The sequence below is a fragment of the Planomonospora parontospora genome, assembly GCA_014647935.1.
Classification (GTDB): Bacteria; Actinomycetota; Actinomycetes; order Streptosporangiales; family Streptosporangiaceae; genus Planomonospora; species Planomonospora parontospora.
On sequence record BMQD01000003.1, the window covers coordinates 442,183 to 456,665 of the forward strand.

Below are 14,483 nucleotides of genomic sequence, written 5' to 3' on the forward strand. Positions count from 1 at the left end.
CCGCGGGCCCCGACAGGGGGCCGCGGAGGAAGCAGGAGAGGCCCGGGGCAGGCCCCCGGGCTTTCTCCCTGTCTCGGACAGGATCTCGCGAGCCCCCTAGGCTCTCCAGGAGAACGCATTGTGACGAGCTCGGACACCCTCGCCGCGGCGCCGCCCGCCGTCGAGCTGGAGGGAATCACCAAGCGCTTCCCCGGCGTCATCGCCAACCACGACATCCGCATCACCGTCGCCCCCGGAACGGTGCACGCGATCGTGGGTGAGAACGGTGCGGGCAAGTCCACCCTGATGAAGATCCTCTACGGCATGCAACGGCCGGACGAAGGACGGATCCGGGTCAACGGCCAGGACGTCGACTTCCGTACCCCCAGCGACGCCATCGCCTCTGGAATCGGGATGGTGCACCAGCACTTCATGCTGGCCGACAACCTCACGGTCCTGGAGAACATCGTCCTGGGGGCCGAGCCGAAGAAGGCCGGCGGGCTGGACGCGGCCGGAGCACGCACGCGCATCCGCGAACTGGGTGAGAGCCACGGGCTCCGGGTCGACCCCGACCGGCTGGTCGAGGACCTCGGCGTCGGTGACCGGCAGCGGGTCGAGATCCTCAAGGTCCTGTACCGCGGCGCGCGCATCCTGATCCTGGACGAGCCCACGGCGGTCCTCGTGCCGCAGGAGGTCGACGAGCTCTTCGGCAACCTCAACGAGCTCAAGGCCCAGGGCTTCACGATCATCTTCATCTCGCACAAGCTCAACGAGGTGCTCAGCATCGCCGACGCGATCACGGTGATCCGGCGCGGCACCACGGTCGCCAGCGTCGAACCCGGATCGGTCACCGCCCGGCAGCTCGCCGAGCTGATGGTCGGCAGCGAGCTCCCCACCCCGGAGACCCGGGAGTCCACGGTCACCGACCGCGTCGTGCTGGACCTGGACGGCGTGACGGTCTGCGGGAGCGGGGACAGACCGCTCCTGAAGGACGTCACCTTCCCCGTGCGCGCGGGCGAGGTCGTGGGCATCGCCGGTGTCGAGGGCAACGGCCAGTCCGAGCTGATCGAGGCCATCATGGGCCTGCGCACCCTGGATGGAGGCCGGATCCTCCTCGCGGAGGAGGACATCACCGCCTGGACGACCCTGCGGCGGCGTGAGGCCGGCATCGGCTACATCCCGGAGGACCGGCACCGCCAGGGCCTCCTGCTGGAGGCCCCCCTCTGGGAGAACCGGGTGCTGGGCCACCAGACGCGGGTTCCGGCCCGCAAGGGCATCTGGGTGAACCGCGCGGCCTCGCGCAAGGACACCGAGCGCATCATGCGCGAGTACGACGTCCGGGCGCCCGGCATCGACACCCTCGCCCTCGCGCTGTCCGGTGGCAACCAGCAGAAACTGATCATCGGGCGGGAGATGAGCGGCGCGCCGAAGTTCCTCATCGCCGCCCACCCGACGCGCGGTGTGGACGTCGGCGCGCAGGCCGCGATCTGGGACCACCTGCGCACGGCTCGCGCCGCGGGACTCGCCGTGCTGCTGATCTCCGCGGACCTCGACGAGCTGATCGGCCTGTCGGACAGTCTCTACGTCATCTACGGCGGGCGCATGGTGGCCCGCCTCGACCCGAACCAGGTCACACCCGAGGAACTCGGCGGATACATGACCGGGGCGATCGCGGAGGGACAGGCATGATGCCCGCAGGGCTGCAACGCGCGCTGCTGACGGTGGCAGGCGCGGTGGTGGCGGTGCTGATCGCCGTCGCGGTGTCGAGTGTCGCGATCCTCGCCGCCGGGGCGAGCCCGGTGACCGCGCTCCAGGCGATGTTCGACTTCGGCGACACGCAGATCCAGGTGGTGAACTCCGTCACCACCCTTCTCAACCGGGCCGTTCCGCTGTTCGTCGCGGGTCTGGCGGTGGCCATCGGCTTCCGGATGAACCTCTTCAACATCGGCGTCGAGGGGCAGTACCGCATCGCGGCGGTCGTCGCCGCCTTCGTGGGGTCCCAATTCGATCTGCCCGGCCCCGTCCAGATCCTGTTGATCATCGCCGTGGCGATGGCTGTGGGTGGTCTGTACGCGCTCATACCCGCGGTGCTCAAGGTGACGCGCGGGGTGAACGAGGTGATCGCCACGATCATGCTCAACTACATCGCGATCAACCTCGCGGCCTTCCTGGTCCGCGGCCCGTTCGCCGGTGAGCGTGCGGAGGGTCAGTTGACCACCTCCACGCCGGAGCTGCCGGAGTCCGCCTGGTTCCCCAACCTGAACTTCCTGTTCGAGATGTTCGGCCTGCCCGCCCCGCGCGGCGGCGGCCTGTGGGGATTCCTCGCGGTGGCGGTCGTGGCGGGCCTGATCATCTGGCTGGTGCTCGAACGCACCAGGTTCGGGTTCGAGGTGAAGGCCACGGGCCTCAACGCCTCGGCGGCCCTCGCCTCCGGCATCGACCCCAAGCGCATGGTGATCTCCGCGATGGTCCTGTCCGGCGCCGTCGCCGGCCTCATCGGCCTGCCGGAGATCCTCGGCCGCACCCACGCCTACGGCTCGAACTTCACCGCGGGCCTGGGCTTCCTCGGCATCGCGGTCGCACTGCTGGGCCGGAACAGGCCGGGTGGCATCGCGGTGGCCGCGCTGCTCTTCGCCTTCCTGGACCGCGCAGGGGCCCCGCTCCAGTTCGCCGACATCCCGCCGTCCGTCATCACCATCATCCAGGGCACCATCGTGCTCATGGTGGTGATCGCCAACGAGGTCACCATCCGCATGTCGATGCGCAACGAGGAACGGCGGGCCGCACGCCAGCTCGCCACCACCAACCAGGCAGGGGTGGCCGCATGACCGCGTCCGTGGCAACCGCGGAGGCCCGCCGGGTGCGCCGCTACCATCTGGCGCTCCTCGCCGTGGCGGCGCTGATCCTGCTCCTGTCGCTCGCCCGCGTCATCGGGGACGCGCCCGAACTCACCTCCTCGGGAACGTTCAGCGCCGCGCTGCTGCTGGCCGTGCCCATCGCGCTGGCGGGCCTGGGCGGCCTCTGGGCCGAGCGGGCGGGCATCGTCAACATCGGCCTCGAGGGCATGATGGTCCTCGGCACCTGGTTCGCCGGATGGGCCGGCTACCAGTGGGGAGCCGTCGCGGCCCTCGTCGCGGGCCTGCTCGGCGGCGCGCTCGGCGGGCTGCTCCACGCCATCGCGACCGTGACGTTCGGCGTCGACCACATCATCAGCGGCGTGGCCATCAACCTCCTCGGCCCGGGCATCACCCGCTTCCTGTCCGAGGTGCTGTACGCCCAGGGGACGGCCGCCGCCGAGAAGGGGGCGGGCATCACCACCTCGCCCACGCTCTCCTCCACCGCCCCGGAGGTCAGCCTGCCGATCCTGTCCGACGGCCCCGACCTGCTCGGGAAGCTGGAGAGCACGCACTGGTTCCTGCTCTCCGACGTCGCGGGGATGCTGCGCGGCCTCACTCACAACGTGAACGTCCTGGTCATCCTGGCCGTCGCGCTGATCCCGCTGACGTACTTCGTGCTCTGGCGCACGGCCTTCGGCCTCCGGCTCCGCTCCTGCGGCGAGAACCCGTGGGCGGCCGAGTCGCTGGGCGTCAAGGTATACCGGACCAAGTACGTCGCGACCGTCGTCTCGGGTGCGATGGCCGGGCTCGGCGGCGTCTTCCTGGTCTTCGTCACCACCAAGTACGTCGAGGGGCAGACCTCCGGCCGGGGGTTCATCGGCCTGGCCGCAATGATCTTCGGTAACTGGCGGCCCGGCGGTCTCGCCGTCGGCGCCTCGCTGTTCGGCTACGCCGACGGCCTGCAGCTGCGCAGTTCCCAGGCCGTCACCGGGCTCCTGCTATTCGGCGCCCTGCTCCTGCTCGTTTACACGGGCATGCAGGTCCGCAGCCGCCTGGCCGCCGAACTGCCCGGCGTCCGGCAGTACACCGCCGCCGCGGCGGCCGCGCTCGCCGCCGTCGCGCTGCTCTGGCTCTGGCTGACCGTCGACAAGCTGCCCAACGAGTTCGTCTTCATCACCCCGCACGTGCTGACGCTGCTGGTCCTGTCCGTGGCCTCGCAGAGCCTGCGTCCGCCTGCGGCCGACGGTGTGCGCTATCGCCGAGGAGAGCAACATTGATCGACTGGACCGCGCTCAAGGCCGAGGCCGTACGGGCCATGGGCAACGCCTACGCGCCCTACTCGAAGTTCCCGGTGGGCGCCGCCGCGCTGGTGGACGACGGGCGGATCGTCTCCGGCTGCAACGTGGAGAACGCCTCCTACGGCGTCGGGCTGTGCGCCGAGTGCGGGCTGGTCTCCGCGCTCCAGGCGAGCGGCGGCGGCCGGCTGGTCGCCTTCACCTGCGTGGACGGGCACGAGGAACTGCTCATGCCGTGCGGGCGCTGCCGCCAGCTGCTGTTCGAGTTCGGCGGCCCCGAGCTGCTGATGGAGACCGTGGACGGGCCGAAGCCGATGGCGGAGATCCTGCCGTACGCCTTCGGACCCGACGACCTGAGCCGGGGGGCCTGAGACCTTTGGACGCGATCGACGTCATCGTCACCAAGCGGGACGGCCGCGAGCTGTCCACCGCGCAGATCGACTGGGTGATCGACGCCTACACCCGGGGCGTGGTCGCCGACGAGCAGATGTCCGCGCTCGCCATGGCGATCCTGCTCAACGGCATGACGCGGCGGGAGATCGCCGAGTGGACCCAGGCCATGATCCGGTCGGGGACCCGGATGGACTGGTCCGGGCTGCCGGGCCGTACCACCGACAAGCACTCCACCGGCGGCGTCGGCGACAAGATCACGCTGCCGCTGGCCCCGCTGGTGGCCGCGTGCGGCGGGTACGTTCCGCAGCTGTCCGGCCGCGGTCTGGGCCACACCGGCGGCACGCTGGACAAGCTGGAGTCGATCCCCGGCTGGCGGGCCTCGCTCTCCAGTGAGGAGATGCTCGGCGTGCTGCGGGAGGCCGGGGCGGTCATCTGCGCGGCGGGCGAGGGGCTCGCCCCGGCGGACAAGAAGCTCTACGCGCTGCGCGACGTGACCGGCACGGTCGAGGCGATCCCGCTGATCGCCTCCTCGATCATGTCCAAGAAGATCGCGGAGGGCACCGGCGCGCTGGTGCTGGACGTCAAGGTCGGCTCGGGCGCGTTCATGAAGACCGTGGACCGGGCGCGGGAGCTGGCCACCACCATGGTCGAGCTGGGCACCGACGCCGGGGTGAACACGGTGGCGCTGCTGACCGCGATGGACCGGCCGCTGGGCCGGGCGGTGGGCAACGCGCTGGAGGTGACCGAGTCCGTCGAGGTGCTCGCCGGCGGCGGGCCCGAGGACGTGGTCGAGCTGACCGTGCGGCTGGCGCGCGAGATGCTCCAGGCCGCGGGGCTGGACGGCGGAAAGGACCCCGAGCAGGCGCTGAAGGACGGCTCGGCGATGGACGCCTGGCGCCGGATGATCAGTGCCCAGGGCGGCGACCCGGACGCGGCGCTGCCCAGGGCCGCCGAGACGATGGAGGTCGTCGCGCCCGCGACGGGCGTGCTGACCCGGCTCGACGCCTACGGTGTGGGGCTGGCCGCCTGGCGGCTCGGCGCGGGCCGGGAGCGCAAGGAGGACCCGGTCTCCTTCGGCGCGGGCATCATGCTGCACGCGCGGCCGGGGGACGCGGTCCGCGAGGGCCAGCGGTTGATGACCCTGCACGCCGACGAGACGGCCCGCTTCGACCGCGCGCTGGCCGCGCTGGACGGCGCCTACGCGATCGGCGAGGCCGGCGAGGTGGACCTGCTCCCGCTGGTGATCGACCGCATCAGGGCGTGAGCGTCGGGAGCTGACCCTCGAGGTCCCGGCCGGAGGTCTCCGGCGATCGGCGCGGCGGCCGGTCACCGCACGGCGGTGGCTGGCCGCCACCGTGTCCGGGGTGCGTGCTCGGGGTGCGTGCTCAGGCGGGGAGGGACGCCTCCGCGGAGTCGAAGATCCCGGCGACGACGGCGCGGTGGGTCGGCAGGGCGGCGGCGTGGCGGGCGCGGCCGTCCTCGGTGATGCACACGAAGATGCCGCGCCGGTCGGCCTCGCACATGCCCCGGCTGACCAGGCCCGCCTTCTCCAGCCGGGCGACCACCCGCGAGCAGGCGCTCTGGCTCAGGTGCACCGCGTCGGCGATCTCCTGGACGCGGTATTTCGGCCGGCCGCCCTCGACCATGCGCTCCAGGACCTCGAACTCGCTCATGCCCAGGCCGTGCCTGTCGGAGAGCTCCCGCTCCAGCGCGCAGGCGGTCACGGAATGCCTGGCCAGCACTTCCCGCCAGGCGCGGACGGCGGACTCCTCGCTCATGCCGCGGATCCTAGCATGCGTGAACATCAAATGCATGGTAATTAAATTCTGTTGCATTAGATGCGTCTGCATGTATTGTTGGGCCTCATGATCCCTCCCTCCACCGAAGGACGCTGGGACGCGCGCCTGTGGGCCGCCCTGGCGGTCCTGTGTGCCGTCGTCTTCCTCGACGCGCTCGACGTCTCCATGGTCGGCGTCGCGCTCCCGTCCATCCAGGCGGACCTTGGGCTGTCCACCGACTCCCTGCAGTGGGTGGTCAGCGGTTACGTGCTCGGCTACGGCGGCCTGCTCCTGCTCGGCGGCCGCACCGCCGACCTCCTCGGCCGGCGCCGCGTCTTCCTGGTGGCCCTGGCGGTCTTCGCCGTGGCCTCGCTCCTCGGCGGCCTGGTCGACGACGGCACCCTGCTGATCGCGGCCCGGTTCGTCAAGGGCATCAGCGCCGCCTTCACCGCGCCCGCCGCCCTGTCCATCATCACCACCACGTTCGCCGAGGGACCGGCCCGCAACCGGGCCCTCAGCATCTTCACCGCCTCCGGCGCCAGCGGGTTCTCCCTGGGCCTGGTCATCTCCGGGCTCCTGACCGAGCTCGGCTGGCGCTGGACGTTCCTGATGCCCGTCCCGGTCGCGGTCATCGCCCTGGTCGCGGCCCTGCGGTTCCTGCCGAAACGGCCCGAGGAGCGGGCCGAGAGCGGCCACGACCTCGTCGGCGCCGTGACCATCACCGCCTCGATGCTGCTGCTGGTCTTCGCCGTGGTGGAGGCGCCCGAGGCCGGCTGGGGCTCCCTGCGCACCGTCGGCTCGCTGCTCGCCGCCGCCGCCCTGCTGGCCGCCTTCGTGGTGACCGAGCGGAGGGTCAGGCACCCGCTGGTACGGCTCGGCATCCTGCGCTCGGGCCCCATCGTCCGGGCCAACCTCGGCCTGGTGATCCTGTTCGGCTCCTACGTCGGCTTCCAGTTCGTCGCCATGCAGTACTTCCAGAACTTCCTGCACTGGTCCCCGCTGGAGACCGCGCTGGCCTTCCTCCCGGCGGGCCTGCTGGTGGCCGTCACCTCGACGAAGATGGGCGACCTGGCCGACCGCTTCGGCACCGCCCGGCTGATCGTGATCGGCTCGGCCGCGCTGGCCGCCGGATACGCCTTCTTCCTCCGCGTGGACGGGGCGCCCGACCTGGCCACGCTGGTCATCCCCGGCATGGTCCTGCTGGGCGTCGCCTTCGCGCTGTCCTTCCCGTCGCTGAACATCCAGGCGACCAACGGGGTCGCGGACGACGAGCAGGGCCTGGCCTCCGGCCTGCTCAACACCTCCGGCCAGGTCGGCGGCGCCGTCGTGCTCGCGGTGGTGACGGCGGTGCTGACCTCCAGCACGAGCGCCGACCCGCTCGACGGCTTCCGCGCCGCGATCGCGGTCTCCGGCATCCTCGCGCTCGCCGGTCTGGTGATCGCCCTCACCGGGCTGCGCGGAGCCCGTACGGCCGCCGCGGAACGGAAGGAGGAGCCGGTCCTGGAGCCGGTCTGAGGACGGAGCCGGCCGTTCGGAGGCGGAGCCGCCCGTGGGCGGAACCGGCCCGGGGACGGAAGACCGGCCGGGGACGCCCGCGCCCCCATGGACGAATCAGGGGCCCATGGGGGCGGGTGCGGATCTCCGCGCGACGAGGGGCGGCCGGGGCGGTGAACCCGTAGGGGTTCCCGGGCATCTAACCTGGCAGGAGGCCCACATGAACCGCTCTCGCGCCGCACTCGTGCTCATTCCCCTCGCCCTGCTGACCGGCTGCGGCGGTTCGACCGGTCAGGCGGACCCGGCCGGCCGGACCACCGGGATCACCGGCTCCCCGTCTTCCGGGGTCGCCGCCACCGGCGGGACCGGGTCGGCTCCGCCGGCCGTACAGGACCCGCCCGACGCGCAGGACTCGCCGGGCGCGCGGAGCCCGCAGGGGAGGACCTCCGCCCCGCAGGCGCCGCCCACCGGGCCGGAGCCGCCGACGAGCACCGCGGCGGTCCGGGTCGAGAGGCACCCCGACGAGCCGCCGCTCGTCACCGGCGTGCGCTTCGCCGAGCACGGCGGCTACGACCGGGTGGTGATCGACTTCAGGGGGGACCTGCCCGGATACACCGTGGACTGGGTGCCCGAGCTGGTCCAGGACGGGTCGGGGGAGCCGATCGACGTCGAGGGCGGGGCCTACCTGCAGGTGACGATGCTCCCGGCGAACGCGCACACCGAGTCGGGCACCCCCACCCTGACGGGCGGGCCGATCCTCCAGGCCGGGCTGGGCAACGTGCGCAGCGTCGTGAAGACCGGCGACTTCGAGGCCGTGGTGGGCGTGGGCATCGTGCTGGAGCGCAGGGCCGGATTCCGCGTCACCGAGCAGAAGCAGCCGAACCGCCTGGTCATCGACGTGGCCCACTGAACCCGCGTCCCGGGCCCGGTGGCAAGATGGTCCGATGGTGAGGAAAATCGACAGCGCGACGCGGATCCCCGTACCCGGGGGAAAGATCATCGACGAGTACGTCGGCCGGGTCAACAGCGGCGACGCCGGGATCTCCATCGCGCACATGAAGGCCCCCGCGGGCTGGGACGAGCCGGCCCAGACGCCGGAGTTCGCGGAGTACACCCTGGTGCTCTCCGGAACGGTCGTCGTCGAGCACGCCGAGGGCACGACCGAGGTGCACGCCGGCCAGGCGTTCGCCTGCGAGCCGGGGGAGAAGGTCCGCTACAGCTGCGGCCCCGAGGGCGCCGAGTACGTCGCCGTCTGCCTGCCCGCCTTCTCCCCGGAGACGGCACGCCGCGACGGATAGCCCGCGCGGCCTCCGGCGGTCTCCGCAAGATCGCCGGATCATACCGGACGGTAGGATGACGAGATGAGCCAGCAGCTACCCACCCTTGAGGAGATCCGCCGGGCTCCGAAGGTCTTGCTCCACGATCACCTCGACGGTGGTCTGCGGCCCGGGACCATCGTCGACCTGGCCCGTGAGACCGGCTACGACGGACTGCCCACGACCGACCCCGGCGCGCTGCGCACCTGGTTCCGGGAGGCCTCCGACTCCGGCTCGCTGGAGCGCTACCTGGAGACCTTCGACCACACGGTCGGCGTCATGCAGACGCGTGAGGCGCTGGTCCGGGTCGCCGCCGAGTGCGCGGAGGACCTGGCGGCCGACGGCGTGGTCTACGCCGAGGTGCGCTACGCGCCCGAGCAGCACACCGAGCGGGGCCTGAGCCTCGAAGAGGTCATCGAGGCGGTCCTGGAGGGGTTCAGGATCGGCTCGGAGGGCCGGGGGATCAAGGTGGGCACGCTGCTCACCGCGATGCGCCACCAGGCCAGGTCCATGGAGATCGCCGAGCTCGCGGTCCGCTACCGCGACGTCGGCGTGGCCGGGTTCGACATCGCCGGGGCCGAGGCGGGCTACCCGCCCACGCGCCACCTCGACGCCTTCGAATACCTCCAGCGGGAGAACGCCCACTTCACCATCCACGCCGGTGAGGCGTTCGGGCTCCCGTCTATCTGGCAGGCGATCCAGTGGTGCGGCGCCGACCGGCTCGGCCACGGCGTGCGGATCATCGACGACATCGCGGTGTCCGGCGACGGCGAGCCCAAGCTCGGCCGCCTGGCGGCCTACGTGCGCGACAAGCGCATCCCGCTGGAGATGTGCCCGACCTCCAACCTGCAGACCGGGGCGGCGGCCTCCATCGCCGAGCACCCGATCGGCCTGCTCCGCCGCCTCAGCTTCCGGGTGACGGTCAACACCGACAACCGGCTGATGAGCGGGACCACGGTCTCGGAGGAGTTCGCCAAACTGGTGGAGGCGTTCGGCTACGACTGGGACGACCTGCAGTGGTTCACGGTCAACGCGATGAAGTCGGCGTTCCTGCCGTTCGACGACCGGCTGGCCCTCATCAACGGCGTCATCAAGCCGGGCTTCGCGCGCCTGAAGTGGCAGGCGTGAGCGGGGCGGCGGGAGCGGGACGGGCGCGATGAGAGAGGTGTTCCGGTCGAAGGCCGCGCTGGTCCTCGGCTGGGTGTGGGTCGCGTTCGCCGCGGCGAACGCGGTCGATCTGGTCGTCCGCTACAGCGGGCCGTCCTCGCTGGCCGCCGGGGCGGTCCTGGCCGTGCTGACGGCCCTGGTCTTCGTCACGTGCATCCGCCCGGCGGTCGTCCTGACCGACGAGGGCGTGCTGGTCCGCAACCCGCTCCGGGACGCCTTCGTGCCCTGGACGGCCGTGGACGACGTGGCGGTCTCGCACGCGATCACGATCACCTCCGGTGACGCGGCGGTCCGCTGCTGGACGCCGCAGACCACCGCGCGGGAGCGGGCGGCGGCCGTACGGCGCGGGCGCTCCGGCCCCGAGGGCGGCGGTCCGGCGGCCGAGCCCGCCCGCAGCCGGGGGGAGCAGGCGGCGGCCGAGGCGCTGGCGGGGAGGACGCACGCCGACTGGGCGGCCGAGCAGATCAGGCGGCGCGCGGAGGCCGCCAGGCCGCGGGCCGGGACCGGTGGGACCGGTGGGACCGGGGCCGGAGCCGGGTCGGGAGCCGCCGGAACCGGTGAGGGGCCCGCGACGATTGGGACCGGGGCCGGGCTCGGGCCGGGAGCCACCGCCGGGACCGGTGGGGGGCCCGGGATGATGAGGATCACCTGGGCGCCGGGCGCCCTGGTCGCGCTGGGCGTCGCGCTGGCCCTGGTGGTGGCCGCCTTCCTGGCCTGAGCCCGTACGGCAGGAGGGCGCGGCCCCGGGCCCGGCGGGTTCAGGGCGGGCCGGGACGCCAGGAGGCGACGAGGTCCTCCGGGGTGACCAAGGTGACCTCCGCCGTCGCCGAGCCGCTCCGGGAGACGGCGAGCAGCGGCGTGCCGGGGGTCGCGCCCGGCATCCGGGAGCGGCGGACGATGAGCGCGTCCAGGTCGCCCCGCCCGAAGGGCCGGTCCTCCCGCCACACGACCGAGCCGAGCAGGGTCACCGTACGCCCGACCGGTTCGAGGTCCGTCCCCACGACGTCGATCTCCGGGTCGTCGGTGCGGGTCCAGTAACCGCCGATCGCGCCCGTCCCTCCGGGAAGCCCGCCCATGCGCCGCAGCGACTCCCGGACCAGGGGCTTGACGGCCGCCTCGCGCCACGCGTCCCACGAACGCAGGAGGCGGGCGAGGGCGAGGTCGCCCCGGTCCCGGCCGATCTCCGCCAGCCCGGGGCCGACGAAGGCGAGCCAGAAGCGCAGGTGCGCGTCGGTGACGTGGTAGCGGGTCTCGCGCGACGGCCGGGTGGAGAGCGGGGCCGCGGCGGTGACCAGCCGCCGCTCCACGAGGGACTGCAGCGCCCGGTTGAGCGAGGCCCTGGGCACCCCCGGCACGGCGCGGCCGATCGCGGAGTGGGTGCGGTGCCCGGCGCCGACGGCGTTCAGGACGGTCCTCGCCTGCGTGTCCGGCGGCGCCTCGGCGGCCAGGACGCGCTCCCCCGTGACCACCAGGGGGGAGACCGGATCGGACAGGGCCCGCCGGAGCTGCTCCCGCACGGGCAGCCCCGGGGGCCACTCCCGGCAGATCAGCGGCAGACCGCCGGAGACCAGCCGGGCGTCGACGGCCTCGGCGGCGGGCAGCCCCGTCGCGTCCGCCACGTCCACCGGGGTGAGGGGGTGGACGACCAGCTCGGTGGCGCGCATGTAGAAGGGCCGCCCCGGCCGGTTCACCGCCTCCATGGTCTCCAGGTCCGAGCCGGCGAGGACGAGCAGCACGGGACGGCGGGACAGCTCCCGGGCGAACAGCACCTGCAGCACGCCCTCCAGCTCGGGGGCGGTCGCCAGGAGCACGGGGAGCCCGTCGAGCACGACGACGCTCGCCGACTCCTGGGGGACGGCCACCGCCAGGAGCCGGAGCGCGTCCTCCCACGATCCGGCGGACCGCTCCGCCAGGATCCGGGCGCCGGGGAGGGTGGACGCGGCGCCCTCGGCGAGCAGCCCCGCCACCTGTTCGGCCTCCGTGCCCCGGACGGCGGTGTGGAAGACGTACGGGACGTCCGCGCGCCGGACGAACTCCTCCAGCAGCCGGGACTTGCCGACTCCGCGACGGCCGCGTACCAGGACCGCCCGGCCCGGGCGGCCGGCCCGGCCGCCCGTCGCGACCCTGCCCAGCAGGCGTTCCAGTCTGGACAGCTCGCGCTCCCTGCCGATGAACCGGGCCATCGCTCCCCGAGGGTCTCATCGATGAAAGTCTCAGCAGCGAGACTCTTCTGCTGGATATGCCCGTAATCTGGCATGTCATCGCTGAGCAGGCCGGATATGGAGATTCCGAGGCCGAGTCTTTCCCGTTCCGGAGAGTCGTACGCCTGCGGTCACGGCGGCCGCTCCCTCCGGAGACGCGGACGGCGCGGTCCACGCCGCCGCGCCCGCCGGGAGCCGCGTGCGGGACCTGCATGCGGAAGCCTTCCGGGACCTGGGCGCGGGAGCCGCGTGCGGAGGCCGGTCCGGGAGCGGGCCGTCCGGTGACCGGCACCGGAGCGCCCGGCGGGCTCCGTCCGGCGGCGGAATGCTCAGCCCGGGCGGCACCGCGCCGATGGGGCGGGTATCCCGCCGACCCCTTGGAGGAAGCCATGGCGGCACGAGTGACGAACCTCAGCGTCACGCAGCGGCTGGCGCTGATCTTCGCCGCGGGAGCGGTGACGGTCGGTTCCGTCGTCGGCATCGGCATGTACTCCCAGAGCCGGCTGATCGGCGACGCCGACCGGTTGCGGAGCATGGAGCACGCCAAGGCGATCCTCAACCACCTCGACACCCGCGAGGCCGAGCTGAAGGTCGACGCCTACCGGGCGATCAGTGAGCGGGATCTCAGCGACGTGCGCGCCGACCTGCCCGAGGACGTGGCGTCGGTGACGCAGGCGGTGGCGGACCTGGACGCCCTGGCCCTGCCGGAGCGGGTGCGGGAGCGGCTGGAGTCGGTGCGGCCCGACATCGAGGAGTTCAACGCCTTCGTGTCGGCGTTCGTGGCCGACGCCGGACGCGACCGGGCCGCCGCGCGGGAGCGCGGGCAGCAGATCGCCGAGCGCAACAGCGTGGTGGACGGCAAGCTGGAGGCGGTGCACGCCGGGGTGGACGCCGAGATCGAGGCCGCCCGCGCCGGGATGGACGCCTCCGTCGCGCAGACCCGTCTGCTCTCCCTGCTGGTGGGGATCGGCGGGGTGGTGCTGCTGGTGGCGCTCTGCGTCCCGCTGGGACGCTCCATCTCCCGGCCGGTGCGCCGCATCGGCCGGGTCCTGGCCGCGGTGGCGGAGGGCGACCTCACCCCGCGCGCCGACGTCGCCTCCCGCGACGAGCTCGGCCGCATGGCCCAGGCGCTGAACCAGGCGATCGAGCACATGCGCACCGCCGTGCGCACCATCGACGCCTCCGTGGGCGGGCTGGCCACCGCCTCCGGGGAACTGACCGTCACCAGCGGCCGGATCGCCGCCGGAGCGGAGGAGGCCAGCGCCCGGATCGGCGCGGTCGCCGCCGTCGCCCAGCAGGTCTCCGGCGACGTGCACTCCGTCGCGGCCGGATCCGAGCAGATGAGCGCGGCGATCGGGGAGATCGCGCAGAGCGCGGGACAGGCGGCCGGCGTCGCCTCGCAGGCCGTCGCCGTGGCCGCCTCCGCCAGCGGGACCGTGGCCAGGCTCGGCGCCTCGTCGGCGGAGATCGGCTCGGTCATCAGGACGATCACGTCCATCGCCGAGCAGACCAACCTGCTGGCCCTGAACGCCACCATCGAGGCGGCGCGGGCCGGGGACGCCGGCAAGGGCTTCGCGGTCGTGGCGGGCGAGGTCAAGGACCTGGCGCAGGAGACCGCCAGGGCGACCGAGGACATCGCCCGGCGGGTCGAGGCGATCCAGGCCGACACCGGCGACGCGGTGGCGGCGATCAGCGAGATCAGCGGGATCATCACCCGCATCAACGACTACCAGCTGGCCATCGCCGGCGCGGTGGAGGAGCAGACCGCCACCTCCGGGGAGATGAACCGCGGCGTGACCCAGGCCGCCTCCGGCACCGGGCGGATCGCCGAGACCGTCTCCGACGTGGCCGGTGCGGTCCGGCTCACCAGCGACGGTGTGACCGAGGCCCGGCGCGCGGCCGAGGACCTCGCCCGCATGTCGGCCGACCTGCGGACGCTGGTCGACCGGTTCCGCGTCTGAGCGCATGCGGGCGGCAGGGTGCGGCCCGTGGCACGGGAGACCGCCGAGCCGCCGTCCGAGGC

At 73.0% G+C, this 14,483-nt stretch carries 13 protein-coding genes; 11 read left to right on the top strand and 2 right to left on the bottom strand.

The window, feature by feature from the left end; translation table 11 throughout:
* Nucleotides 1–120: 120 nt before the first annotated feature.
* From IEZ07_RS07410 to IEZ07_RS07430, 5 genes are read left to right on the top strand one after another with little or no spacing between them, the layout of a single operon-like run.
* Nucleotides 121–1,668, top strand: coding sequence for an ABC transporter ATP-binding protein (locus tag IEZ07_RS07410; RefSeq protein WP_239319534.1), 1,548 nt, complete (start codon nt 121–123; stop codon nt 1,666–1,668).
* Nucleotides 1,665–2,807, top strand: a complete 1,143-nt coding sequence (locus tag IEZ07_RS07415; protein WP_239319531.1) for an ABC transporter permease — start codon at nt 1,665–1,667, stop codon at nt 2,805–2,807. The genes IEZ07_RS07410 and IEZ07_RS07415 overlap by 4 nt, the downstream gene beginning before the upstream one ends.
* Nucleotides 2,804–4,093, top strand: a complete 1,290-nt coding sequence (locus IEZ07_RS07420) for an ABC transporter permease (RefSeq protein ID WP_191894059.1) — start codon at nt 2,804–2,806, stop codon at nt 4,091–4,093. Before IEZ07_RS07415 ends, IEZ07_RS07420 begins: the two co-directional genes overlap by 4 nt.
* Nucleotides 4,090–4,482: a cytidine deaminase gene (locus tag IEZ07_RS07425; RefSeq protein ID WP_191894060.1), complete on the top strand. Its 393-nt coding sequence runs from the start codon at nt 4,090–4,092 to the stop codon at nt 4,480–4,482. The genes IEZ07_RS07420 and IEZ07_RS07425 overlap by 4 nt, the downstream gene beginning before the upstream one ends.
* Nucleotides 4,483–4,487: 5 nt before the next feature.
* On the top strand, nt 4,488–5,768 hold the full coding sequence (locus IEZ07_RS07430; protein WP_191894061.1) for a thymidine phosphorylase: 1,281 nt from the start codon (nt 4,488–4,490) through the stop codon (nt 5,766–5,768).
* Nucleotides 5,769–5,889: 121 nt separating this feature from the next.
* Here the strand turns inward: IEZ07_RS07430 and IEZ07_RS07435 are convergent, their stop codons facing one another.
* Nucleotides 5,890–6,282, bottom strand: a complete 393-nt coding sequence (locus IEZ07_RS07435) for a MarR family winged helix-turn-helix transcriptional regulator (protein ID WP_068896673.1) — start codon at nt 6,280–6,282, stop codon at nt 5,890–5,892.
* An 87-nt stretch (nt 6,283–6,369) separates the two neighbouring features.
* Here IEZ07_RS07435 and IEZ07_RS07440 point away from each other — a divergent pair, with 87 nt between their 5' ends.
* The 5 genes from IEZ07_RS07440 (at nt 6,370) to IEZ07_RS07460 (ending at nt 10,977) form a co-directional block, all read left to right on the top strand.
* Nucleotides 6,370–7,797, top strand: coding sequence for an MFS transporter (locus tag IEZ07_RS07440; protein ID WP_239319528.1), 1,428 nt, complete (start codon nt 6,370–6,372; stop codon nt 7,795–7,797).
* A gap of 199 nt (nt 7,798–7,996) precedes the next feature.
* Entirely contained in the window at nt 7,997–8,686 is a 690-nt protein-coding gene (locus IEZ07_RS07445) for an AMIN-like domain-containing (lipo)protein (protein WP_191894063.1), read from the top strand.
* Between the two features lie 34 nt (nt 8,687–8,720).
* Nucleotides 8,721–9,074 carry a cupin domain-containing protein gene (locus IEZ07_RS07450; RefSeq protein WP_068896675.1) on the top strand — a complete coding sequence of 118 codons (354 nt, stop codon included), beginning with the start codon at nt 8,721–8,723 and terminating at the stop codon, nt 9,072–9,074.
* Nucleotides 9,075–9,137: 63 nt separating this feature from the next.
* Nucleotides 9,138–10,220: an adenosine deaminase gene (locus IEZ07_RS07455; RefSeq protein WP_191894064.1), complete on the top strand. Its 1,083-nt coding sequence runs from the start codon at nt 9,138–9,140 to the stop codon at nt 10,218–10,220.
* A 28-nt stretch (nt 10,221–10,248) separates the two neighbouring features.
* A complete protein-coding gene (locus tag IEZ07_RS07460) occupies nt 10,249–10,977 on the top strand; it encodes a PH domain-containing protein (RefSeq protein ID WP_191894065.1) in 729 nt (242 codons plus the stop codon).
* Between the two features lie 40 nt (nt 10,978–11,017).
* Here the strand turns inward: IEZ07_RS07460 and IEZ07_RS07465 are convergent, their stop codons facing one another.
* Nucleotides 11,018–12,442, bottom strand: coding sequence for an AAA family ATPase (locus IEZ07_RS07465; RefSeq protein ID WP_191894066.1), 1,425 nt, complete (start codon nt 12,440–12,442; stop codon nt 11,018–11,020).
* Between the two features lie 407 nt (nt 12,443–12,849).
* On the opposite strand from IEZ07_RS07465, the gene IEZ07_RS07470 reads away from it, so the two are divergent.
* Entirely contained in the window at nt 12,850–14,421 is a 1,572-nt protein-coding gene (locus tag IEZ07_RS07470) for a methyl-accepting chemotaxis protein (protein WP_191894067.1), read from the top strand.
* Nucleotides 14,422–14,483 lie beyond the last annotated feature (62 nt).